Source organism: Paraburkholderia sp. HP33-1, assembly GCF_021390595.1.
GTDB lineage: Bacteria > Pseudomonadota > Gammaproteobacteria > Burkholderiales > Burkholderiaceae > Paraburkholderia.
The window spans coordinates 136,172-158,803 of sequence record NZ_JAJEJR010000002.1 but is presented as its reverse complement, the minus strand read 5'-3'; the positions used below and the strand labels follow the sequence as shown (position 1 = coordinate 158,803).

The 22,632-nt window shown below is 61.4% G+C and carries 17 protein-coding genes and 2 pseudogenes; 8 read left to right on the top strand and 11 right to left on the bottom strand.

Annotated features, from left to right (window positions below; all coding sequences use genetic code 11):
* Positions 1-287: 287 nt before the first annotated feature.
* The 8 genes and pseudogenes from L0U81_RS16765 to L0U81_RS16730 all read right to left on the bottom strand — a co-directional run bounded on the left by L0U81_RS16765 (position 288) and on the right by L0U81_RS16730 (position 11,992).
* Positions 288-1,622 (bottom strand): MFS transporter, encoded by a 1,335-nt coding sequence (locus tag L0U81_RS16765; protein ID WP_233804647.1) that lies wholly within the window; start codon positions 1,620-1,622, stop codon positions 288-290.
* A 328-nt stretch (positions 1,623-1,950) separates the two neighbouring features.
* Positions 1,951-2,259: pseudogene (locus L0U81_RS16760) on the bottom strand (DUF3579 domain-containing protein); the annotation flags it as partial.
* A gap of 7 nt (positions 2,260-2,266) precedes the next feature.
* Complete coding sequence (locus L0U81_RS16755) at positions 2,267-3,652, bottom strand: sigma-54-dependent transcriptional regulator (RefSeq protein ID WP_233804645.1); 1,386 nt, start codon at positions 3,650-3,652, stop codon at positions 2,267-2,269.
* A complete protein-coding gene (locus L0U81_RS16750) occupies positions 3,642-5,537 on the bottom strand; it encodes a sensor histidine kinase (RefSeq protein ID WP_233804643.1) in 1,896 nt (631 codons plus the stop codon). Before L0U81_RS16750 ends, L0U81_RS16755 begins: the two co-directional genes overlap by 11 nt.
* A 122-nt stretch (positions 5,538-5,659) precedes the next feature.
* Positions 5,660-7,024 (bottom strand): 2-hydroxycarboxylate transporter family protein, encoded by a 1,365-nt coding sequence (locus L0U81_RS16745; protein WP_233804641.1) that lies wholly within the window; start codon positions 7,022-7,024, stop codon positions 5,660-5,662.
* Positions 7,025-7,758: 734 nt separating this feature from the next.
* Complete coding sequence (locus tag L0U81_RS16740; protein ID WP_233804639.1) at positions 7,759-9,384, bottom strand: methyl-accepting chemotaxis protein; 1,626 nt, start codon at positions 9,382-9,384, stop codon at positions 7,759-7,761.
* A gap of 106 nt (positions 9,385-9,490) precedes the next feature.
* The gene (locus L0U81_RS16735; RefSeq protein WP_233804638.1) at positions 9,491-10,618 is read right to left on the bottom strand and encodes a porin; all 1,128 of its coding nucleotides are present in this window, start codon (positions 10,616-10,618) and stop codon (positions 9,491-9,493) included.
* A gap of 357 nt (positions 10,619-10,975) precedes the next feature.
* A complete protein-coding gene (locus L0U81_RS16730; protein ID WP_233804636.1) occupies positions 10,976-11,992 on the bottom strand; it encodes an ABC transporter substrate-binding protein in 1,017 nt (338 codons plus the stop codon).
* A 460-nt stretch (positions 11,993-12,452) separates the two neighbouring features.
* Here L0U81_RS16730 and L0U81_RS16725 point away from each other — a divergent pair, with 460 nt between their 5' ends.
* The 5 genes and pseudogenes from L0U81_RS16725 to L0U81_RS16710 all read left to right on the top strand — a co-directional run bounded on the left by L0U81_RS16725 (position 12,453) and on the right by L0U81_RS16710 (position 16,497).
* Positions 12,453-12,626 carry a hypothetical protein gene (locus tag L0U81_RS16725; RefSeq protein ID WP_233804634.1) on the top strand — a complete coding sequence of 58 codons (174 nt, stop codon included), beginning with the start codon at positions 12,453-12,455 and terminating at the stop codon, positions 12,624-12,626.
* A pseudogene (locus L0U81_RS33540) lies at positions 12,625-12,765 on the top strand (AMP-binding enzyme); the annotation flags it as partial. The gene L0U81_RS16725 and the pseudogene L0U81_RS33540, both read left to right, overlap by 2 nt.
* Positions 12,766-12,798: 33 nt before the next feature.
* Positions 12,799-14,022 carry a dienelactone hydrolase family protein gene (locus L0U81_RS16720; RefSeq protein WP_233804632.1) on the top strand — a complete coding sequence of 408 codons (1,224 nt, stop codon included), beginning with the start codon at positions 12,799-12,801 and terminating at the stop codon, positions 14,020-14,022.
* Positions 14,023-14,124: 102 nt separating this feature from the next.
* Positions 14,125-15,618, top strand: a complete 1,494-nt coding sequence (locus L0U81_RS16715) for a DHA2 family efflux MFS transporter permease subunit (RefSeq protein WP_233804631.1) — start codon at positions 14,125-14,127, stop codon at positions 15,616-15,618.
* 45 nt (positions 15,619-15,663) lie between these two features.
* Positions 15,664-16,497, top strand: a complete 834-nt coding sequence (locus tag L0U81_RS16710; protein ID WP_233804630.1) for an AraC family transcriptional regulator — start codon at positions 15,664-15,666, stop codon at positions 16,495-16,497.
* 48 nt (positions 16,498-16,545) lie between these two features.
* Here L0U81_RS16710 and L0U81_RS16705 read toward each other — a convergent pair whose 3' ends face one another.
* Together L0U81_RS16705 and L0U81_RS16700 are read right to left on the bottom strand one after the other, a co-directional pair.
* The gene (locus L0U81_RS16705) at positions 16,546-17,910 is read right to left on the bottom strand and encodes an MFS transporter (protein ID WP_233804628.1); all 1,365 of its coding nucleotides are present in this window, start codon (positions 17,908-17,910) and stop codon (positions 16,546-16,548) included.
* Positions 17,911-18,048: 138 nt separating this feature from the next.
* Complete coding sequence (locus tag L0U81_RS16700; protein ID WP_233804626.1) at positions 18,049-18,921, bottom strand: AraC family transcriptional regulator; 873 nt, start codon at positions 18,919-18,921, stop codon at positions 18,049-18,051.
* A gap of 153 nt (positions 18,922-19,074) precedes the next feature.
* On the opposite strand from L0U81_RS16700, the gene L0U81_RS16695 reads away from it, so the two are divergent.
* The 3 genes from L0U81_RS16695 to L0U81_RS16685 all read left to right on the top strand — a co-directional run bounded on the left by L0U81_RS16695 (position 19,075) and on the right by L0U81_RS16685 (position 22,039).
* Complete coding sequence (locus L0U81_RS16695; RefSeq protein ID WP_233804625.1) at positions 19,075-19,458, top strand: hypothetical protein; 384 nt, start codon at positions 19,075-19,077, stop codon at positions 19,456-19,458.
* A gap of 358 nt (positions 19,459-19,816) precedes the next feature.
* On the top strand, positions 19,817-21,391 hold the full coding sequence (locus tag L0U81_RS16690) for an outer membrane protein assembly factor BamB family protein (protein WP_233804623.1): 1,575 nt from the start codon (positions 19,817-19,819) through the stop codon (positions 21,389-21,391).
* Positions 21,392-21,541: 150 nt separating this feature from the next.
* Positions 21,542-22,039, top strand: a complete 498-nt coding sequence (locus tag L0U81_RS16685) for a GNAT family N-acetyltransferase (protein ID WP_233804622.1) — start codon at positions 21,542-21,544, stop codon at positions 22,037-22,039.
* Positions 22,040-22,134: 95 nt separating this feature from the next.
* On the opposite strand, the gene L0U81_RS16680 is transcribed toward L0U81_RS16685, so the two are convergent.
* Positions 22,135-22,467, bottom strand: coding sequence for a hypothetical protein (locus L0U81_RS16680; RefSeq protein WP_233804620.1), 333 nt, complete (start codon positions 22,465-22,467; stop codon positions 22,135-22,137).
* Positions 22,468-22,632 lie beyond the last annotated feature (165 nt).

Here is a 22,632-nt window from a genome sequence, read left to right as displayed (position 1 = left end):
AGAGACTTTTTGCTGCATGCTGGCCGGACCGCCGTTGATCCGCAGCATCTTTCACGCAAGCACCATGCCATAGGAGGACAAGCCCGCTGCCGTGGCGCGCCCCGCACGGCTAAACGGCGTTTTGCACCGCGCTTGCGCTCAACGCGCCTTGATGCATTCTGATGCAGCAGAGCGCGATGATGGTGCGGCGCAGCACCTTCTCCGTGCAGCCTGTCCTTGAGTGCCCTGCTTTCACAGACGACGCGCGTCCGCCGCCAGGCATCCGCGCGAGCACGAAAAAGCGCCCATCAATTCGTCACGCCTTGGCTACTGGCGGCGGCCAGCGCGCGCTCGCGCAGCGCCGCTTCGCGCGCCTTGTGCTCGCCGCTGAAGCGCACCGCCAGCGCGCACAGAGCGGACAGCGTGACAAGCACGCCGAGCATCGCGAGTGTCTGCTGGATACTGCCGACGCCCTTCATCAGAAAGCCCGCAGCGACCGCGCCGACATTGCCGCCGGCGCCGATGATGCCGGCCACACCACCCAACGCCTTACGGTCGATGAACGGGACCAGCGCGTAGGTCGCGCCGCAGGCCATGTGGGTGAACAGGCCAAAAACCAGCATGGCGAGCAGGCCCGAGGCAATGCTGTTCGTGTGCGCAAAGCACACGAGGCCGAGACCTTCGCCGACCATCAGCGCGCATAGCAGGGTCGTGCGGACGCCGAGGCCCCGACGCGCAGCCGTCTGGTCCGACAGCCAGCCGCCCAACGCGCGGGCGAACAGTGCGAGCAGCCCGAAGCTGCCGGCGGCGAGGCCCGCCGCCTTCAGCGACAGGTGGAAATGGTCGACGTAATAGATCGCGGCGATGTTGTGAAAAAATACCTCGACGCCGAAGCACGCCGCGTACGTGATGAACAGCATCCACACGCGATAGTTCGCGCAGGCCGCGCGAAAGCTCGCCCAGCCGCCCTTCTTGCCGCCGTCGATGACGATGCCGCGCGCGCGCAGTGCTGCGAAGTTGCCTTGCGGGCAGTCCTGCGTGAAGCGCCAGTAGAACGCGGCCATGACCGGCATCGCGAGCGCCGGAACAAGCAGCGCGAGGCGCCACGCTGACGACTGTTCTATGCCGAGCATGATGGCCGCCGCCAGCAGCAGCGGCACGAGCGCCTGCGCGGCGCCGGCTCCGGTATTGCCCCACCCTGCCGTCGCCGCGTTGGCGGTGCCAACGACATTCGGCGCGAACATCATCGAGGTGTGGTACTGGCTGATGACGAAGCAGGCGCCCACCGCGCCGATGAGCAGGCGGCACAACAGGAAGCTTTCATAGCCGGTGGACAGCGCGGCGCCGAGCACGGGAAACGCGCCCGCCACCAGCAGAGCGGAATAGACCTTGCGCGGCCCATAGCGGTCGCACATCGGACCGATCACTAGGCGCACCAGGATCGTGACGGCGACCGCGGCGATATTGATGTTGGCGACCTGGTCGGCGGACAGCCCGAACTCGCGCTTGATGACCGGCATCAACGGCGCACACGCGAACCACGCGAAGAAGCAGACGAAGAACGCCATCCACGTCAGGTGGAAGGCGCGCATCGGGGGCGTGCGCAGACTGAAAAGGTCTATCCGGATTGCTTTGTTGGCCATCGTCGTTCCACAAACAAAAAAAGCGTCCCGCAGAACCGGTCGGATGACTGGTTCCAGGGGACGCCGTTGTCCAAAGCTCGTTGTCAGGGTGCTGCTATGAACTGCAATGAGGAGGGATCGCCTTTGATCCTTTGCATCAGCAATATGCAAAGGCCATGCCATGCAGGACGAATATTGAGTTTGCGGCCTTTCCGGGGCAAAGACCGCCGTACTACGCGGTGTCTATCTCCGCCGGGACGACTTGTTTTGACGCGCAGACGCACAGCGCTGGTGCATCAGCACTATCTCCAGGCGATGGGGACGAGGCATCGCTGGGTGGAGGCTCTTGCGCGCGACGGACGTCGACCGGCAAATCGTTGTCCTTCGCAAATCGCATCACAAACTCGAATGCATCGGGGCAGATGGACCGCAAGTCGTCCGAAACGAAAAGGCATTTGAGCCCGGAGTCGACCACAGGCATCGCGAGGCGCGTGCAGGCGATATGAATGCCGGGCCGCCGTTCACCGACGAACAGCGTGATGACACCGGTCAGACGCTCGGGCCAGTCGCCCGGCCGGAACGTCTTTTGTGCGTGCGTCATGCCCTTGATCAGGTAACCCTCGATAGGTTCATGTGTTGTCAGCTGTATCCGATCCATGCTTGCGCTACTCGCCTCCTGGTGATTGCCTGTCGACTTCGCTCTCTTCGCCCGGCACGTCACGAGCTGCAATCCTGAGCTGGCGAAGCTTGTGATAGAGCGTCTTCTTCGGCGTGCCCAGTTCGACGCTGGCTTGTGCGACATTGCCGTTATGACGCCGCAGCATGTCTTCGATCAGCATCCGCTCGAAGTAAGCGAGCTGCTCGGCAAGGGTTCCGCCTTTGCTCGCGTTGCCGCCCGGCGCCAACAGGCTGTCGCCGGTCAGGCCGAGCACGAAGCGGTCCGCGACGTTCTGCAATTCGCGCACGTTGCCGCGCCACGGGTGCGTCATCAGTTCTGAGAGCTGCGAGGCGGACACGATGGGCGCGGGCTGTCCAAACCGGCGCGCGGCTGCGAGCACGAAATGCTCGAACAGCAAAGGCACGTCTTCGCGACGTTCCCGCAAAGGCGGCAGCTCGATCTGCGCGACATTCAAACGATAAAGCAGGTCGGAGCGAAAGAGTCCCTCTGTCGAAAGCGCAAGAAGATCCGCCTTCGACGCCGCAACGATCCTGCAATCGACCGGGATCGACTCGTTTGCACCCAGACGCTCGACCGTGCGTTCCTGAAGCACCCGCAGCATCTTGATCTGCAACGACACCGGCATGGTTTCGATTTCGTCGAGAAAGAGCGTCCCGCCATGGGCCCATTCGATCTTGCCGATGCGCTTCCTGATCGCGCCGGTGAATGCTCCGGCTTCATGGCCGAACAACTCGCTCTCGAAGATCTGTTCCGGCAAGCCGCCGCAGTTGAGCGCGACGAAATGCTTGTCACGCCTGCCGCCGAAGTCGTGCAGGCTACGCGCGATCAACTCCTTGCCCGTGCCCGTCTCGCCGGTGATCAGCACCGATACTGAAGTATCGGCGAGACGCAGGATCTTCTTGCGCACTTCGGCCATCGCCTGCGACTTGCCGAGAACCAATGCTTCGATGCCCTGCCAGTTGTCGAGTACGGCTCGCAAGCCTTGCACTTCGAGAGTCAGGCGGCGCTTCTCGACGGCGCGGGCCACCCTGCGTGCGATATGGTCGGACGAGAACGGCTTTTCGATAAAGTCGTAGGCGCCGACCTGCATCGCACCCACTGCCGTCGATATGTCCGCATGCCCGCTGATCAGAACGACGGGGATCTGCGCGTCGATCGCCATCACTTTATCGAGCAGTTGCATGCCGTCGATCCCCGGCATCCTCAGGTCCGATACGATCACGAGCGGCGCACCGGGGGCGACTTCGGTGAGCGCGTCCGCCGCCGACTCGTAAGCGTTTACGCTCAATCCCGCGAGTTCGACGGCCTGTTGGACGCCGAACCGGACGTTCTCATCGTCCTCGACGACGAGGACTCGAATCTCATCTCCCATGTGGTGTCTCCGACTCTGGTCCCATGCAAGACGTTTGCTGCTGCGACGTCACCGATGCAAATTCGATACTGAACTGCGCGCCGCCTTCCTCACGATTGGCGGCGCAGATCTTCGCGCCGAACGCTTCGACGATGCGCGACGTAATCGCGAGACCCAGCCCCAGGCCGTGGCCTCGCGGCTTGGTCGTGACGAACGGTTCGAACAGGTGATCGAGCACTTCCTGCGCAATGCCCGTGCCGCTGTCGGCAATCGAGAAGAGCACACGGCCCTCCTCGCCCGACTTCACTGCTTCGAGCGTGATGACACGCTTGTCCTGGTTGCGCACCGCATCGAGCGCATTGCCGAGCAGATTGACGATCACCTGCTGCAACTGGCTCGCTTCCGCGCACACGGTCGTACCAAGCGGGATCTTCACGTCGAGCTGCACCGCTTCGTCGCGGATCCGCGCTTCGTAGATGAGCCCCGCGTGCGCCACGGCTTCATTGAGCGACACCGCGACACGCTCGACCACCGGCTTGCGCGCAAAAGCCTTCAGCTCTCCGGTCAGCACGGCCATGCTGTCGACGAGCCGCGAAATGCGCTCGAGATTGGCCATCGCGGGCGCCGGCTGATTCCGTTCGAAAAATGTGCGGGCGTTGTCGCAGAGCGTGCGGATCGCGACGAGCGGCTGACTCAACTCGTGCGTGAGGCCCGCTGCCATCTGCCCAAGCACGGCCAGCTTGCCCGCATGCACGACCTCCTGCTGCGATTCGCGCAGGCGCTGCTCGGTTCGTTTGCGCTCGGCGATCTCCTGCTGCATGCGTTCGTTCGCGATCGTCAGCGCCGCCGTCCGTTGCGCGACTGTCATCTCCAGGTCGTCATTGGCGCGGCGCAACGCGTCCTGCGCCTTGAGTTTTTCCGCGATCGTCCGGCGCCGCTGCATTGCGTACAGGACGTAGAGCCCGGCGATCAGGAAACCGCCGGTCACGAAGCCGAGCGCGAGCTGCTGTTGACGGCGCGCGCCGGCGACGTCGAGCAGCACCATGATCGAATCACCCGCCTGCGGGGCCGGCCGCGACATCACGAGATAAGGCGTTGTATGTCCGGAACCGCGCGGGTCCGGAAAGCGCCCGAACCAGGCCGTCGTTCCCCAGTCGCCCACGCGACGGTATCGAAGTGCCTCGACACTGCGGCCCGCGTATTGCCGCGAAGCCTGAATCTCGCGTTGCTGCTGCGCGGTGATGGGCCGCAACGCGGTGAATTTCCATTCCGGCACCGTCGAGATGACGATCACGCCGTTGCCGTCGATCACCATCGCGGCCTCGCCCGGTCTTCGCCACGCCGATTCGAGTTCGTCGACACTGACCTTGACTGCCGCGGCGCCGATTGGCTTGCCGGCCTCGCGCACGGCGCTTGCGAAATACAGCCCAGGGATGCCCGTGTTAGTGCCGATGCCGAAGAAACGACCGGCGCCGTACGCGAGGGCGTCCTTGAAGTAAGGCCGGTACGAGACGTTGGTGCCGACAAAGCTGACTGCCTGATTCCAGTTGCTCGCGGCAATCACGGAACCCTGCAGGTCGATGACGTCCACGGCCACGCTCCCGGCCTCCTGATTCACCGCTTCGAGATAAGTATTGACCGTGTGCACGAGTTCCGGCGCGGCGCGCGGCCCAGCGTTAAGCAGCGCGCGGACGCTGTCCTGGCGGGCGACGATGGCGGGCATCATCTCGAAGCGCCCCAGCTCGCTTTTCAGGCTCGCGCCGTACAGATCGAGCTGATGCGCGCCAGCCTCGGTGAGTTCATCGATTGCGCGATTCCACGCGAAGTGAGCCGTCGCTGCAGCCACGCCGACATACAGCAGAGCCGCGACCGCCCATCCCCACAGCGGTATGCCTCTTATTCTCACTTGATGTTCAACCTCGCGAATCTCCGATGCCCGACGAACCGGAGCGCGTGAGTCCCGCACCCCAGCTGAAGAGCCGGCAGCTTGCGCTGCGCGGCCATTGCGCCGCACCGAATCGCGAGCCGTCATCCGATATGCGCGAGCACGATCAGCGTCAGCGTGACGACGATGGCGCCGCCGATGCGCGTGGCGATCTGCGCGAAGGGCATCAGTTGCATCCGGTTCGCCGCCGTCAGGATCGCGACGTCGCCGGTGCCGCCCTGGCCGCTGTGACATGCATTCACGATCGCTGTGTCGATAGGGTACATCTTTAGCTTGCGAGCAACCAGAAAGCCGGTGCCCATCAGCGTCGCCACCGTCGCGACGATCGTCACGATGTTGGCCAGCGTGAATGCAGCGATCAACTTGTCCCACGGCGTCATCGCGACGCCGATCGCGAACAGCAGCGGATACGTCACAGCGGTCGAAAAGAACTTGTAGACGACGAACGCGCCCTCCTGCAATGGCGGCGAGACCGCGCGCGCCAGTTTGACCAGCACCGCGAGAAACAGCATGGCGACCGGTGCGGGCACACCGAAGAGATTGCGGCACATCAAGCCGAGCAGGTAAAGCGTGATCGCCGTGATACCGGCTGCTGCGATATGCGTCACGTCAACATGGCCGCGAATCTCCTCCTGGACGGGGTCCATTTCGTCCGTCTCGCCCACTTGCAGGCGCCCCTCGCCGGTGAGATGGGGAAATCGCTTACCGAGCATGTCCAGCGCGCCGGAGAAAACAATGGCGGTGAGGCTGCCGAGCATCACGGGCGGCAACACCTGGGCAAACAGATCGCCCTGCGGCAGATGCATGATTTCCGAATAGCCAACCGACAGCGGAATAGCGCCTTCACCGACACCCCCTGCCATGATCGGCACGACGATGTACAGCAGCGTATGGCGAACGCCGAGTCCGAATGCCGAGCCGACTGCAATTCCAACGATGCATGCGGCCATCGAGCCCAGTGCGAGCGGCACGAAGATCTTGAGGAAGCCCTTGATCAGCACGCGCCGGTCCATGCTGAGAATGCTGCCGACGATGATCGACGCGATGAACAGATAAAGGAAGTTGGTCGACTTCGTGAACTCGGTCGTGAGGCCGAGAATCGGCTTTGGCAACAGATGATAGTAAGTGAGAGCGGAAGGCACGAACGTCGCGCAGATCGCAGCCGCGCCGACATTGCGCAGAAGCGGCAGACGCTTGCCCAGCTCGGCGCAGGTGAAGCCGAAGAACGCGAGCACGGCGATCGCCATTGAAATCTCGCCCGGGATCTTGCCCGTCACCGCAAACCCGGTGATCAACGCGAGAAGAATGAAATAGACCGGCAACGGGATGATGCCGATTCTATATTCCATCAGCTTCCACCAGCCTTCGGGCCAGAATCGGGTGGCGTTTTCGGTTCGCTGCGCGGGGGCCGGCCGTGAATGGTCCGACGAGTGTGAAGTTGTCGACAAAGCATGTCTCCTTGATTTGGCGCGGCGGGCTCTTGTAGCGCCATCGCGTTTCGATACGGTGTCCGGCGCGTCGTGGGACTGCGGCCGTTACGAGCTGGGTGTTAGAAGGGTGGAATTGAGCAAACACCGTGCCAAAATGCGACCCCGAGCGATCACAATGCAAATCGTTGATTCAATGCACTTTTTTATGTCGCCGGGTTGAGTGATCGGCCAGGCAATCGGCCCGATCTGAGAGTTCAGAATTCGCGCAGAGAATGAGGCCGAGATTTCAGCCCGTTGCGAAGCGCTGAAGCACCGCATCGCAACGCGATACTGCCGGAGGGGGAATGAAGCTTCAGCGAAAGAATTTTGATCAGGATACCGATGTGATGTCACGTGGCCGCGTCTATCTCCGCAAACTTGACCACGCCAGTCGCTGTCGAAGGAACGCGTTCACTTCCTGAGGGCGTCGCTGGAATCACGACGTTCGATGCGGAACATCGTCAGGGAAGGGATACGGTGCGTGTGGACCCGGCCATTCCAGCGCGGGCGGCCCGCTCAACGCGTCGCAACCGCCGATGCCAAAGAGAACCATTCCTCCGAGCAAAACGGCCGCAACCGCGCGCAGCATCGATCGAGTGTCCATTTCGCACCTCCTGGCACAGCACTCTCTTCCGCTTGGACCTTCAATCACCTCACAGGTTGCGCTGCCCTGGCTTTGCCGGTAGCAGGTCGCATCGATGACGCGGGCATCGTCATGCGCAAGCGGTCGAAAGTCCGGAAACCGCCACAGTCCGCCTGCCGGTCTGCTCGCTCGGAGAATTCAGCGGTTCGGTCATTCGGAACACCGCAACCGCGCCGTCAAGCGCAGCCGCCTGCTCCTCCAGCGACGCCGCGGCAGCCGCGGCCTGTTCGACCAGCGCGGCATTCTGCTGGGTCGCCTCGTCCATCTGCGTCACCGCCCGGTTGATCTGCTCGATGCCCCGCGACTGTTCTTCCGAAGCCACGCTGATTTCGCTCACGATATGGGTCACGTTGCGCGCAGCGCTGACGATCTCCGCCATGGTCGCACCGGCGCGAGTGGCAAGTTCGGATCCATTCTCGACCTTCGCCACCGAACTCACGATCAGTTCCCTGATCTCTTTCGCCGCGGCCGCCGAGCGCTGCGCTAGTGCACGTACTTCGCCTGCCACCACGGCGAATCCACGCCCCTCCTCGCCGGCACGCGCGGCTTCCACGGCGGCATTCAGTGCGAGTATGTTGGTCTGGAAAGCGATGCCTTCGATCGCGCCGATGATGTCGACGATCCTGTTCGACCCCGACGACATGTCCGCGATCACATCGATGACCTGATCGACCACTTCGCCGCCGCGCGCCGCGGTTTGCGAGGCGTTTTCGGCGAGTGTGCTGGCCTGCCGCGCGTTGTCGGCGTTCTGTCTCACCGTCGCGGTCAATTCCTCCATGCTCGATGCGGTCTCCTGGAGCGTCGCGGCCTGCTGTTCGGTGCGCGCCGACAGGTCGGCATTGCCGCTTGCGATCTCGTGCACGCCGTGGGCGATTGCCGCCGTGCCGGACCGAACCTGACTGACGGCGGCAACGAGACTCTCCTGCATGCGGGCAAGCGCGCCCATCAGGCGGCCCATTTCGTTGACGCCCACGCCGGCGATCCGCCCGGTGAGGTCACCCGCCGCAATCCGCTCGAAGTGCTGAATTACCGCGTTGATCGGCCGCACGATCGATGTCGTCACCATAAAGCGCGTGACCAGTCCAAGCATAAGCGCGACAAGTCCGATTGCAGCGAATACCCAGCACAACAGACGAAAATGTTGCTGGGCCGATGTGAAGCGTGCTTCCTGGTGCCGCACCAGCAAGTTCTCCAGCGCGAGTTCGGCGCGTTTATAGTCGCTGAACACCGCGTCGGGCGCCTGACGCTCCGTCGTCCGGAACGTCATGAAATCGTTCTGGTCGAGCGCCGTGATTTCGGGCACAAGCACCTGTTTCATCAACTGCCCGCGCTTTGCGCGCAACGCGTCGGCCAGTTCCTTCTCTGCGTCGCTCGACGCAGGCTGCGTCAGATAAGCCGCCAGCTCACGATCGCTGTCTGCCAACCCGGCATGGACGCGAGCAAGCACCGCGTCGGTGGGCTTTCCCTGCGCAACGAGCGTTTCGTAGGCACCGAGATCGACACGCACCGTCAAAAGCGCTTCGCCGCTCGCGGCGATGTGGCGTAGCGCAACGGTCTCTTCGCTGTACATCTTCTCGAGCGCCGCGTTGGTGGTCTTCAAACCAGCGACAGATATTGCGATCACGAGTATCAACGCGGCGGTGTAGCCGGCGATAGTGACCGTGAGCGCGGTCCGGATAGTTGTATTGCTGAACATGCCTCTCCCTCGCCTGCAGAAACGAAAATGCGGCCGCGGAAAGGTCCGCGGCCGCAAGCTGGAGAACATCAATTGAAACGGATGTGCTGCGAGGCTGTGTTCCCGATCAGAACCGGGTACGCACACCCGTGGTCAGTTCGAGCTGGTTCGTCGCGCCGAACGTGGTGGCAACCGTATAGCCGCCATGCAGCCTCATATAGTCGCCGGCCACATAGACTTCGGTGCGCTTGGACAGGTGATAAAACGCGGACCAGTACAGCGTTTCCTTCCAACCGTTGTGCAAGCCCGAGGTCGGGTCGAAGGCGCCGATGTTCGCGTTCGGAATATCGCCGTCGGCGTTGTACGCGGCATTCTTCACGCGCATCTGCTGATAGCCGAGTTGGTAATCGAGCGGACCCTTCGGCGACAGCTTGAGCGACACGGTCCACGCGTTATCCTGACGCTGACCCAGCGCGCCCTGATTGCCGAGGTAACGGAAGTAACCGGCGTTGGCGCGCAGAATACCGAACGTATAGTTGCCACCGACCGAGAACGACTGGTTCGTGTTGCCCTCGCGGTTCACGTGGCTATAAAAGCCCGACACATTGAACGGGCCGCCGTTATAGCCCAGTGCAGCCTGATAATTAGCGTTGGTGCCGAAGCTCGTCTGGTTGCCGAACGCGTAACCCGCGCTTGCGAAGATGCCGTTGTCAAAGAGCTTCTTCCACGCGACGCCGTTTTCATAACGCGTGCCAGTCGCGCTGGCCGCGTAGAAAATCATCTGCTTGAAGTTGTTCGCGTTCGTCCAGCCGCCCTCTTCCGTCGTCAGGCGCGCGCTGCCATACGGGTCGCCGTAGATCGCCGCTGCATCGCGTGCGATGGTGTTCTGGAAGCCTGCCGTGATCTTGCCGAACGTGTCGTTCTCAACGCCGACCCACGCGTCGCGGTCGAAGAGCTGACCCGGGTCTTCCATTTGACCGTTGGCCACAACGTATTCGCTTTCCAACCGGAAGATGATCTTCGTGCCGCCGCCGATATCCTCAGCGCCCTTCATGCCCCAGCGGCTACCGCTGAACCACGGTTCACCGCCGATACCCATGCCGATGACATGATTGCCGTTCGCGTCCGCGTGCGACTGGTAAGTCGGCACGCTCAGGTCCATCAGGCCGTAGAGCTGAACGCTCGATTGGGCATACGCGCCGCTTGCCCCGAATGCAGTGGCTGCGACCGCTAGCGCAAGGTATCTTGTTTTCAAGTCCGTCTCCTCAAGTTGCTGCGTTGAAATCCTAACTATTCTGATCAGGGCCTTTGCTGCTGGCCGCTCCTGTGACGACCCGTTCGTCATCCCCAGTAGCTCAATCCTAGGCACCCCAATCCTTCACGATCCTTTCCCGTATCTTTTGTACAACTCAGTGAATCCACTGATACGCGATGACGAGCCAACCTGACGGGCGGATTTCGTGGATCGAAGGATTTGACCGGGACACTTTGGAGTCGTGATCCGGCGCCCGGATCACGCATGCTGTTCGTGGCACCGCGTGCAAATTCACCACCGAGACTTTGCATCGCTTGCGCGATTCCGTTGCGGCTTGGGGCCTGACGCGCCAGTCGCCTATTTCGAACTGACAAACTCGTTCGTGTAGGTTTTTGTCAACTCGACATTCTTGCCCTTGACCGATGGGTTGAACGCCGACAGAACCTTGAGTACGGTTGCCGGACCGTCGGCCGGCATCTTTCCGTCTGCCGTGTACATCGGCAAAGAGGCCTTCAGCGCGCTCACGTAGAGCGGCTTGTCTTTCTGATAGTCGTCGGGCATCTTCGCCGCGATTTCCTCAGCGCTGTGCGTGTGGATAAATTGCATCGTGCGCACGAACGCATGGGCGAGCTTCGTGGCTTCCGTCTTGTGCGAATCAGCCCACGCTGCCTGCACGTATAGACTCGATGCGGGATAGGTGCCGCCCAGTGCGGCTCTCGTGCCTTCCACCGAACGCATGTCGACGAGCACTTTCGCGTCGCCGGCTTTCTGCAGCGCCGACACGGTAGGCTCCGTTGTCATACCGGCGTCGATACGGCCTTGTTTGATTGCAGCAATGAAGCTGGCGTCAGCGCCGACTGGCAGCATTGTGTATTCGGTCGACTGGATGCCGTGCTGGCCGGCAAGGTACTGCGTCAGAAAGCTGGTTGACGAACCGAGGCCGGTCACGCCCAGAGTCTTGCCCTTGACGTCGGCCATGGATTTGATCGTGTCGGCCGCCTTGGTAGAGACCATTTCGACCTCGCCCGGCACCTGGCCGAACACGACGATCGCCTTGACATCCTTGCCCTTGGTTTGCAGATCGATCGTGTGATCGTAGAAACCTACGACAGCCTGGACGGCACCCGCCAGCAGTTCGTTTTCAGCATCGACGCCGGCAGGTTGCGACAGCAATTCGACATCGAGTCCTTCGTCCTTGAAGTAGCCGAGCTGCTCGGTCAGGCGCGCAGGCAGATAGATCAGCTTGGTGATGCCGCCGACCATGATGGTGATCTTCTCGCTGCCGGCGGCCATTGCATGCTGCTGAGCGGCAAGGCCGAACAGCAGGCAGCAAGCGCCGGTAATCTGACGAAACGCCTTCAATTTCTGTCGCATCGATAGTCTCCATTGTTGTTGGCAGCGAAGTGCTGCCTCTGTGCATCGACGGACCGATTGTGGAAGCGTGAATCTTTCCTGACGCTTTCAAGACGAAGCTTTGCGTACAAGGGATTTCCATGAGAGGAGTCAGCCCATTTCATCGTGGAAAACCCCCATCAGAAGCCACCCCAGCTGAAAGCATTAAGAAGGTTTTACTTTCCTAGAATCACAGCAACGTCATGGTCGCAATGCAAACCATTCCGGCCGGGAGACCGTTGATGCAGATACTCAATGAGGTGCGTTACACATACGTGTGCGCCGCGTGCGCATACCGTGGCACCGTATTGCGACCGGATGCGTCGCATGCGCGAGCGCTGGCCATCTGCGCCCGATGCGACGGACAGGTGTGGTTGTACGATGCTGACTCAGCAGATGAAGGAAAGGCGTCGGATTCCCCGGGGGCCTTGTAAGAGCGCTTTTGTCGACCGTCACCGCGCTCGCGGCGCTGAAGCAGACGCGCCGCTTTCACGACGAGTCAGCCGATTCGCTCGAAGCGCTCGCCGTCAACAAACCCGAGCACTTCACCGCCTGCGATACCGCCGCAGACAACGTCTGCCTGATCGCGTTCACGTTCAGGCTCGGTGGGCTGTAAACTGGTCGCGCAACTGCAGGATTTCGTGAAAAATAACGTGGCGCCGTATAAATATCCCCGCGTCATCACCTTCGTCGGCGCGCTACCGCGCACCGAAACCGGCAAGCTCAAGCGTTTCGAGTTACGCACGATGACGTAACCCCGATCTTTCATGAGACTGGAGACAGACTGCATGGCCGGCTCTTTTATCGAAGTCGTCGCCCACGATGGCGGCCGTTTCAACGCTTATGTCGCGCGCCCCGCGCAGGGCTCGGGCCCGGGGCTCGTGTTGCTGCAGGAAATCTTCGGCGTCAACGAGACGATGAAGGCGACCGCCGATCGCTATGCCGAAGAAGGTTACGTCGTACTCGTGCCCGATCTGTTCTGGCGCATCAAGCCCGGCATCTCGCTGGGCTACGGCGACGCCGACATCCAACAGGCTCTCGGTTATCTGGGCCAGTTCGATGCTGATCTCGCGGTCAAGGATATCGCCGCCACCGCCGCCACGTTGCGCGAGCTGCCCGAGCAGGCGGGCAAAGTAGGCGTGATCGGCTACTGCCTGGGCGGCAAGCTCGCGTTTCTGAGCGCGGCGCGCACCGACGTCGATTGCGCGGTCAGCTACTACGGCGTGGGTCTCGAAGCCCATCTCGACGAAGTGCCGGCCATCCATTGCCCGATGGTGTTCCACTTCCCCGAAAACGACGCGCTCTGCCCGCCTGAAACGCGCGAGCGCATTAGCGCCACATTGCGCACGCGAGCGCAAATCGAGCAATACGTGTACCCCGGCTGCGATCACGCGTTCGCCGCGCCGCAGCGCAAGCAATATGACAAGCCCGCCGCAATGATGGCGTACTCGCGCACGCTCGCGCTGCTGCGCAAGGTGCTCGGTCCGGTCTACGATCTGAACGCGCTGTGGGAAGCGCATTGCTATCACGAGTTTGCGACACGCGACGTCGACGCGGTGATGCCGACGATGGTCGCCGAGCCCTACGTCAATCACGTACCGACAATGACGGGCGGCGTCGGGCACGACAATCTGAAGCGCTTTTACACGCATCACTTCGTCAACTCGAATCCGCCCGACACGAAGCTGATTCCGATTTCGCGCACGATCGGCTCGGATCGCGTCGTCGATGAGTTCATCTTCAGCTGTACGCATAGCTGCGAGATCGACTGGCTGCTGCCCGGCGTCGCGCCGACCGGCAAGTACTTCGAGGTGCCGATGCTCGCCGTGGTGTGCTTCCGCGGCGACAAGCTTTATAACGAGCACATCTATTGGGATCAGGCTTCAGTGCTCGTGCAGGTGGGGCTGCTCAATCCCGAGGGCTTGCCGGTGGCGGGGATTGAAAGTGCGAGGAAGTTGCTTGATGAGACGTTGCCGTCGAATGAGTTGATGGGGGATAAGTCGAAGGTCTAACAGTGCGCCCAGGATTTCGTAGTTGGGCGCGATATGCGGGGGTGCTAGACTCGAAAGCCCATCGGCGGTAATCGTCACAATCCGCGCAAAAGGGGCCTCCGCATGGCTCATCCCCTCCATGACAAACAGCGCTGGCTCGCGCTCATCGTGCTCTGCCTCGGCGTGCTGATGATCGTGCTCGACACGACCATCGTGAACGTCGCGCTGCCGTCCATCGCAGCCGATCTCGGCTTCAGCCAAACCTCGCTCGTCTGGGTCGTCAATGCATACATGCTGACGTTCGGCGGCTTCCTGCTGCTCGGTGGACGGCTTGGCGATCTGTACGGACACCGCAAGCTGTTTCTCTTCGGCATCACGCTGTTCACGCTCGCTTCCCTCGCCTGCGGCCTCGCGGATTCGCAAGTGCTGCTGGTCGCCGCGCGCGCCGTCCAAGGTCTGGGCGGTGCGATCGTCTCGGCGGTGTCGTTGTCGCTGATCATGAATCTGTTCACTGAATCGGGCGAACGGGCGAAAGCGATGGGCGTATACGGCTTCGTCTGCGCGGGCGGCGGCAGCATCGGCGTGCTGCTCGGCGGACTGCTGACGAACCTGCTGAGCTGGCATTGGATCTTTCTGGTCAATCTGCCGATCGGCATTGCGGTGTACGCGCTGTGCCTCGCGCTGCTGCCCGCCGCGCGCGGACACGCGCACGGCGAACGGCTCGACGTGGCCGGCGCACTCAGCGTGACTGCGTCGCTGATGCTCGCGGTCTATGCGGTCGTCAACGGCAACGAAGCGGGCTGGACTTCGGCGCAAACGCTCGGTCTGCTGTCTGCCGCGCTTGTGCTCCTTGCCGCGTTCCTCGCGATCGAATCGAGAGTCGAGCATCCGTTGATGCCGCTCGGTCTGCTGCGTTTGCGCAATGTCGCGACCGCGAACGTGGTCGGCGTGTTGTGGGCCGCGGCAATGTTCGCGTGGTTCTTTATTTCGGCGCTGTATCTGCAGCGCGTGCTCGGCTATCGGCCGTTGCAGGTCGGGCTCGCGTTTCTGCCCGCGAACCTGATCATGGGACTCTTTTCGCTGGGCCTATCGGCGCGCGTGGTGATGCGCTTCGGGCTGCGTCGACCGCTCGCGGCGGGCCTGCTGGTCGCGGCATGCGGGCTTGCGCTGTTCGCGCGCGCGCCCGTCGACGGCAGCTTCGTGCCCGACGTGTTGCCCGGCATGATCCTGCTCGGCTTCGGCGCGGGCATCGCGTTCAATCCGCTGCTGCTCGCCGCGATGAGCGACGTCGATCCCGCCGATTCGGGCCTCGCGTCGGGCATCGTCAACACGTCGTTCATGATGGGCGGGGCGCTCGGGCTCGCGGTGCTCGCGAGTCTTGCCGCGGCGCGCAGCGAGGCGATGCAGGCGTCATCGAGTGCCGCGGCTGCGCTGAACAGCGGATATCACGTCGCGTTTCTGTCTGGAGCGGTTTTTGCGGCGGTGGCCGGCGTGCTGGGTGGCGTGTTGTTGAGGCCGGGGCAGGCGGTTGGTGCCGCGGGTGTGCATCGTGACGTGGCGGATTCGACTCCGCCCTCAGCCGCCACTGCAAAACCGCAAGCACGATCAAATGCGTGAGTTCGCCGCTGACTATGCTGGCTTCATGCTGACATGAGAGCCGAGATGAATCCGGTTGGAAAAGCGCTCTGGTTTATCGAAAGCCACTTCGCCGGCGAGTTGACGCTCGACGACATCGCCCGTTGCGCATGCGTGTCGCGCTTTCATCTGGCGCGCGCGTTCGAAGCGGCAACCGGGCTTTCGGTCATGCGCTACGTGCGCGCGCGTCGTTTGAGCGTTGCCGCGCAGCGGCTCGCCGGCGGAGCGCCCAACATTCTGGCGCTCGCCATCGATGCCGGTTACGGCTCTCACGAAGCATTCACGCGCGCGTTTCGCGAGCAGTTCGGGCTCACGCCCGATGCGCTGCGCGCGCGGGGTCATCTCGACAACCTGAGCATCGTGGAGCCGATCAAAATGGACGAAACCCTTCTGACTCATCTGGAACCGCCACGTTTCGAAGACGGCAAGCCGTTTCTCATCGCCGGACTGAGCGAACGCTATACGTGCGAGACCAGCAAAGCGATTCCGTCGCAATGGCAGCGCTTTGGCGCCTGGTACGGCAGGGTGCCGGGACAGGTCGGCATGGTGGCTTATGGTGTCAGCTATAACGCCGATGAACTCGGTAACTTCGACTACATGTGCGGCGTCGAAGTCGGCGATTTTTCGGCATTGCCGCCCGAATTGAGCCGTGTACGTATCGCTGCGCAACGGTATGCGGTGTTCAGTCATCGCGAGCATATCTCGGGCATTCGCCGCACGATGAATACGATCTGGAATCAGTGGTTGCCCGCATCAGGGCACGTGCCTGCCGATGCACCGCTTTTCGAACGGTATGGCGAACAGTTCGATCCGGTGACGGGGATGGGTGGAGTCGAAGTCTGGTTGCCGCTGAAGAGTTGATGGCCGATTCGGCGGATGGCCGCTGTGGCCGGCCATCCGCTGGATCGATCACGGAGTGGCATGTCTCTTGTCATGCATCGCATGCACGTCGTCGTATTCCCGCGAAATGTCCTTATTCGTGCGATCGCCCAATTGCATAGCGGCGGCCACGCTAATCACCGCGCACGCGAAGACATACCACGCCACCGCAAAGCCCGAATGGAAGTAAGCGTAGAGCGCAGTCGCAATCAACGGTGCCGGACCGCCGGCAATGACGGAAGCCAACTGGTAACCCATCGACGCACCGCTGTAACGCAGACGCCCCGTGAACGATTCGGCGATCAACGCGGCCTGGGGACCATACATCATCGCATGCGGCACCAGCGAAAGCACGATGGCCACAAAGATCAATATGGGGTTACGGGTGCCGAGCATGAAAAAATACAGAAAACCGAATAGCCCGGCAGCAGCGGCGCCGATCACGTACATGCGTCGCCGTCCGATCAGATCAGACACGTGACCAAAGAACGGAATCGTAAATAATTCCAGCACCGCGGCGGCCAGCACCGCCGTGAGCAACAGGTCGCGTGAAACGCCCAGCCTCATCACGCCATAGGTGAATATAAAGGCCGTGAAAATATAGAAAGGCGCCTGTTCGGCCATGCGCGCAAAGGCCGACAGAAGAATGTCTTTCGGCTGCCGGCGCAATACTTCGCGCATCGGCGCCTTCTCTATCCTGCGCTCAGCGAGCAGCTTCGCGAAAATCGGCGTCTCGAGAATACTCAAGCGAATATAAAGGCCAATCGCAACCAGCACGATACTGAGGAAAAACGGCACCCGCCAGCCCCACGTGAGAAATGCGCTGCCGGAGATCTGGCTTGTGGCCAGCACCGCCAGGTTCGCAATGAACAATCCCGCCGGTACGCCGAACTGCGGCCAGGACGCGACGAAACCTCGATGCTTGTTGGTGCGTGCCCATTCCATCGACATCAGCACCGAGCCGCCCCACTCGCCGCCAACGCCCACGCCCTGAATGAAGCGCAGCACCGTGAGCACGATTGCCCCCCAGATGCCGATCGTCGCGTAGGTCGGAACAAAGCCCACGGCAAACGTCGCGAGTCCCATCAGCAATAGCGTCACGATTAACGTGGCTTTACGCCCGATGCGATCGCCATAGTGGCCGAAAATTGCCGCGCCCACCGGTCGCGCAATAAAGCCGACAGCGTAAATTGTAAAAGCCTGGAGTGTGCCGACGAGCGGGTCCGATTCTGGAAAATACAGCTTCGCGAATACAAGACCTGTGACGATGCTGTACAGGAAGAAGTCATACCATTCGATCGTGGTACCAATCGTGCTGGCGATGACAGCGCGGCGCAACTGGCGCCGAGCCTCCTCATCGGAGAGGGGCATTACCCCTGATTGCGTGGCAGCCATTTGATATCTCCCCAAATGCATACGGAAGGGTGACATCGTTTTTTGACATGTGGGTGTATCGAGTGGTTCCGGTGATGACACGAAGCGCGGACGGCAAAATCGCCTTTGCGGCCTCGGATTGCGCACCCCATCCTCCAATCACACCAACGGAAGATAGATATCCGTCTGCCACTGATCGAGCGGCGTCTCAGGATAAACGCTCAGGTAGTGGAAAAACAGCGGATGGTCCCGCAACTCTGCTCCACTCGAAGGCAGCCAGTCGCGATAGATCGGGTAGATCGTCTCGCCGATGTGGTCGGTCGATCCCGTGTGCCGAACCACCGCGCACCGTCCGCCCGGAATGATGAGTTCGCGCACACCATAGTGATTCGACGCGACGGGTTCGTCGATCTCTCCGCAGATATCGAAGCGGAATGCTCCTGCTGGCACGGTGTCCGGATTGCCGCGCGGAATGCCGAACGTTCTGCTCGACGCCACCGGCGATTGCCCGCTTTGAATACGCCACTCGGCGAACTTGCGCACGCTCTCGTTGACGAGTCCGAGTGGACCACGGTGTTCGAGCGCGGCAACACGGGTTTCAGCAAAATCGACGATTTGCACTTGCATGATCAGCTTCCTCGAAAGATAAGGAACCACAAAATTCGCGCTCCAGATATGCCATGCCGGGTGCCGCCGGAACGCGCTCGGCGCCAGGCCGAAGGCACGCTTGAATGCACGGCTGAAGGCTTCGGGGCTGTCGAAGCCCGCGTCGAGCGCGGCATCGAGCACCGTGCAGGACGCTTGCGAGGCAAGGCGGTGGGCCGCGCGACGCAAGCGCATCAGCTGCACGTAGCGTGCGACGGGTAGACCGACATACGCGGCAAACTGTCGATGAAAATGGAACTTCGAAAAGTTTGCGATGCGGCTTAGCGCGCCGACCGACAGATCGCCCTCGATGTTTGCGTCGATATAGGCGAGGACGGTTTCGAAGCGCTTCGTGTAGGCAGCGGTGGCGTCGGTATGAGCTTGCATGGTCTGGATCGAACGAGTTCCGATAGGGTCGCCGGGATTGGATACATGTTACCTGGCCGCGCTTGCTCGACCTTCAATCGGCTGGTCTGCCGTGCCCGGAGAATTTGCGTAGACTTATCTTCGTTCGCCTCCGCTTGCCGGAATTTTCCACCAATGCCCTCTTCGATCAGCAATTCGCTCCTCTGGATCTTCGACGCATTCGAACGCGATCCGACATATGTGCGCAGGCGGATGTTTGGTAGCGACGCTGCGTATATCGATGGGCTGCTGTGTCTGATTGCCGCCGATCGCAATAAGCCGTGGAATGGGCTGCTCGTCTGCACGTCGCAGGAACGCCATGCTGCTTTAATTGCCGATATGCCTGCGTTGCGACCTCACCCGGTGCTCGGGAAATGGCTTTATGTGCCGCAGGAGGATCCTGCGTTTGAAGACACTGTCGAACAACTGACGGCGCTTGTACTTGAGCGTGATCCGCGTGTGGGGGTCGAGCCCAAGCCGCGAAAGCCGCGTGGTAGGTCTGTGTTGCCGAAGAGTTAAAGCGGTGCAATGCGCTTGATCCCTTCTGTTGAACTATCCCGTTCGTCTAGTCAAGTCACGACCTCTTTCCCAGCGCCACAACCATTTCGCGAACTCGTTTTGTGCAAGTAACGTAATTGCATCGAAAAGAACTTCGCAATGTGTCAAGCAGCATTGGCAAGCTGTGCTGTTATGACTCGCTCTGTGCGATTCCGTACATTACGCCAATGCGTCAATGGTCCCTGAATAGACGTTCACGATATTCTCGATTGCCCCCGCCCCGCGCTACAGATTGTTTACGTTGTTGTCCGAACTACCAAAATTCGCGCTTCGCAAAAGCGTGAACGCACAACTTACAAACGAGTCCGGAGGAGATGACATGAGAACTGACACGTTGTGTTCAACGTGCGCGCTGCTACTTGGCTTGATAACGAGTAGTGTCGCATATGCGACTGATTGGCCGACTTCGGGTAACGGATTGATGAACTCCCGGAATCAGGAAAATGAATCGTCGATCAGTCCGAAGACGGCCGGTTCGCTTCACGAGCTATGGGCAATCAGTACAACCGGAAACGTGACGGCGACCCCTGCCCTCGATGAGGGCTATGCCTATTTCCCGGATTCCGCGGGATATCTTTACAAGGTCGACCGGAAGACCGGCGACATTATCTGGAAGAACCTTGTATCGTCCTATACCGGCATCCCCAACGACTACGCGCGCGCAACGCCCGCTATCTCCGGAAACGCACTGATACTCGGCAATCAGAGCGGCAAGCTGTCGAGCCCACAAGGAGCCCATGTCTTTGCCGTTGACAAGAACACGGGCGCCCTACTTTGGAACACCCGGGTCGACAAGACCACGTATTCAATGGTCACGCAGTCGGCCGTCATCGCGAACGGTACGGCTTTCGTAGGGATCGCATCGAACGAAGAATTGATCGCCGCCTATGTCCCCCCGCCTGCATGGCAGTGGACGTTCCGCGGCAGCGTCGTCGCGCTCGATGTCGCGACCGGCGCAATCAAGTGGCAAACCTACACGATGCCGGAGGGTTATTACGGCGGCTCCGTCTGGGGCAGCACGGGCGCCGTGGACGTTCAGCGCAATACTGTGTTCATGGGCTCCGGCAACAACTGGGCCGTGCCGCAGGCCGTACTTGACTGCCTGAACAATGGTGGCACGCCGACAGCGTGCATCGATCCGAACGACCACTTCGACTCGATCCTTGCGCTAGACATGACCACCGGCGACCTCAAATGGTCCGCACGTGGCTTGCCATACGACACGTGGAATGTTGGCTGCGGTCTCAATGTCCCGGGCGTCTTTACCCTTCCGCCGAATGCCAACTGCCCCAATCCGAAGGGTCCGGATTGGGACTTCGCACAAGGACCGATGCTCTTCGGGGGTAACGGCAACGCTGGCAGACTAGTCGGCGCGGGGCAGAAGAGCGGGATGTTCTGGGCATTCGATGAAGACACAGGCGCTCTGCGTTGGTCCACGCAGGTCGCCCCGGGTGGACTGACAGGCGGTCTCCAGTGGGGATCGGCCAATGATGGCCATTTCATTTATGTTGCGGCATCGAACAGCGGGATGACTGGCTCGGGTACGACGCCTGGCATATGGCAATTGGCACAAGGCGGTGGCACCACCACGTCTGGAGGCTGGGCAGCGCTTAACGTGAATTCCGGCGCAGTAATATGGACTACTCCGGATCCGCTCGGAAGCCGCGCGGAAGCAGCCGTGAGTGTCGCAAATGGCGTGGTCTTCGGATGCAATCTCGACTACGTGAATGGCACGATGTACGCCCTCAATGCTTCCAACGGAAAAACACTGTGGTCATACAATAGCGGCGGTGCGTGCAATGCCGGACCGGCCATTGCGGACGGTGTGGTGTTTTGGGGCTCTGGCTCGACGAACGGACCAGGGCCGCAGAAATTCTTCGCGTTCGGCCTGTAGGAAACCTCAAAGGCCCCGTCCGTCTTTGACGGGGTCTTTGGCGGGGCCTTGGGCTCTTTGCTACGATGTGAGTCTATTCCGGCGCCGGCGCGTTTGGCGCGCGCCGTCAGCCGGCCACGATTCACCCCCGAACACATCGAGCACTAAACCTTGACGATTCACATCCGCCCCGCCACCGCTTCCGACGCCACCCTGATCCTGCGCTTCATCACCGAACTCGCGGTCTACGAGAAAGCCGAGCACGAAGTCGTCGCCGGCGTCAAAGACATCGAAAAGAGCCTGTTTTCCGCGGGCGCGCCCGCGAAAGCGCTGATCTGCGAAATGAACGGCGAGCCCGTCGGTTTTTGCGTGTACTTCTTTTCGTATTCGACGTGGCTTGGCAAACAGGGGCTTTATCTGGAAGACCTGTACGTGTCGCCGGCATCGCGCGGCAGCGGCGCGGGCAAACGGATGCTGCGCCATCTCGCGCAAATCGCCTGCGAAACCGGCTGCGGCCGCTTCGAATGGAGCGTGCTCGACTGGAACGAGCCGGCCATCGGCTTCTACAAGTCGATCGGCGCGAATCCGCAAAGCGAATGGGTGCGTTACCGTCTGGCGGGCGATGCGCTCAAGGCATTCGCCGAAGGCGAAACCGAAGGGAACGCATAAGCCCGTCACTGCGTGGATGCCGGGCGAATCGAACTGCCAGGCGGCAACACGCGAGCCGCCGCCCGGCAAGACATCAAACGAATATCAGGGGATCCTCAATGAGGCGCTTTGCCGTTCGGCGCCGCATCGAGCGGCTTGTGCTGTTCGTCGCCGAGTCCCGGGAAGAACGCGTTCCAGGCGGCGCGCACGCCCTGCGCCGCGGTGGCCTCGGCGCTGATCGACTCGGCCGCGCCCTCGTCGGCTTTCGCCGGATCGGCGGACAGTCCGCGCCAGTGCGTGAACACGAGCAACGGTTTTTCGGTCCACACGCCGTCGCCATATTTCGCAAACGCCGTGTCCCCGCTCGCCAACTGCACCTCGTACCAGCCTTCGCGGACGGGCGTATGGATGCTCAGGTCAAACCACGGGGTCGGTTCGATTTCCTTCATGTCGTCTCCGGTCGGATAGATCGTCATCGATAACCACACTCAACGCATTGTTCGTGCCCATCGCCTGTCGCACGAGCGCCCCGCCCGTCGGGTCGGGCAACCGCGGCACATGCGGGCAAACCAGCACATCGGTACTGCGTATTCGCCGCGCATACGACACGATAG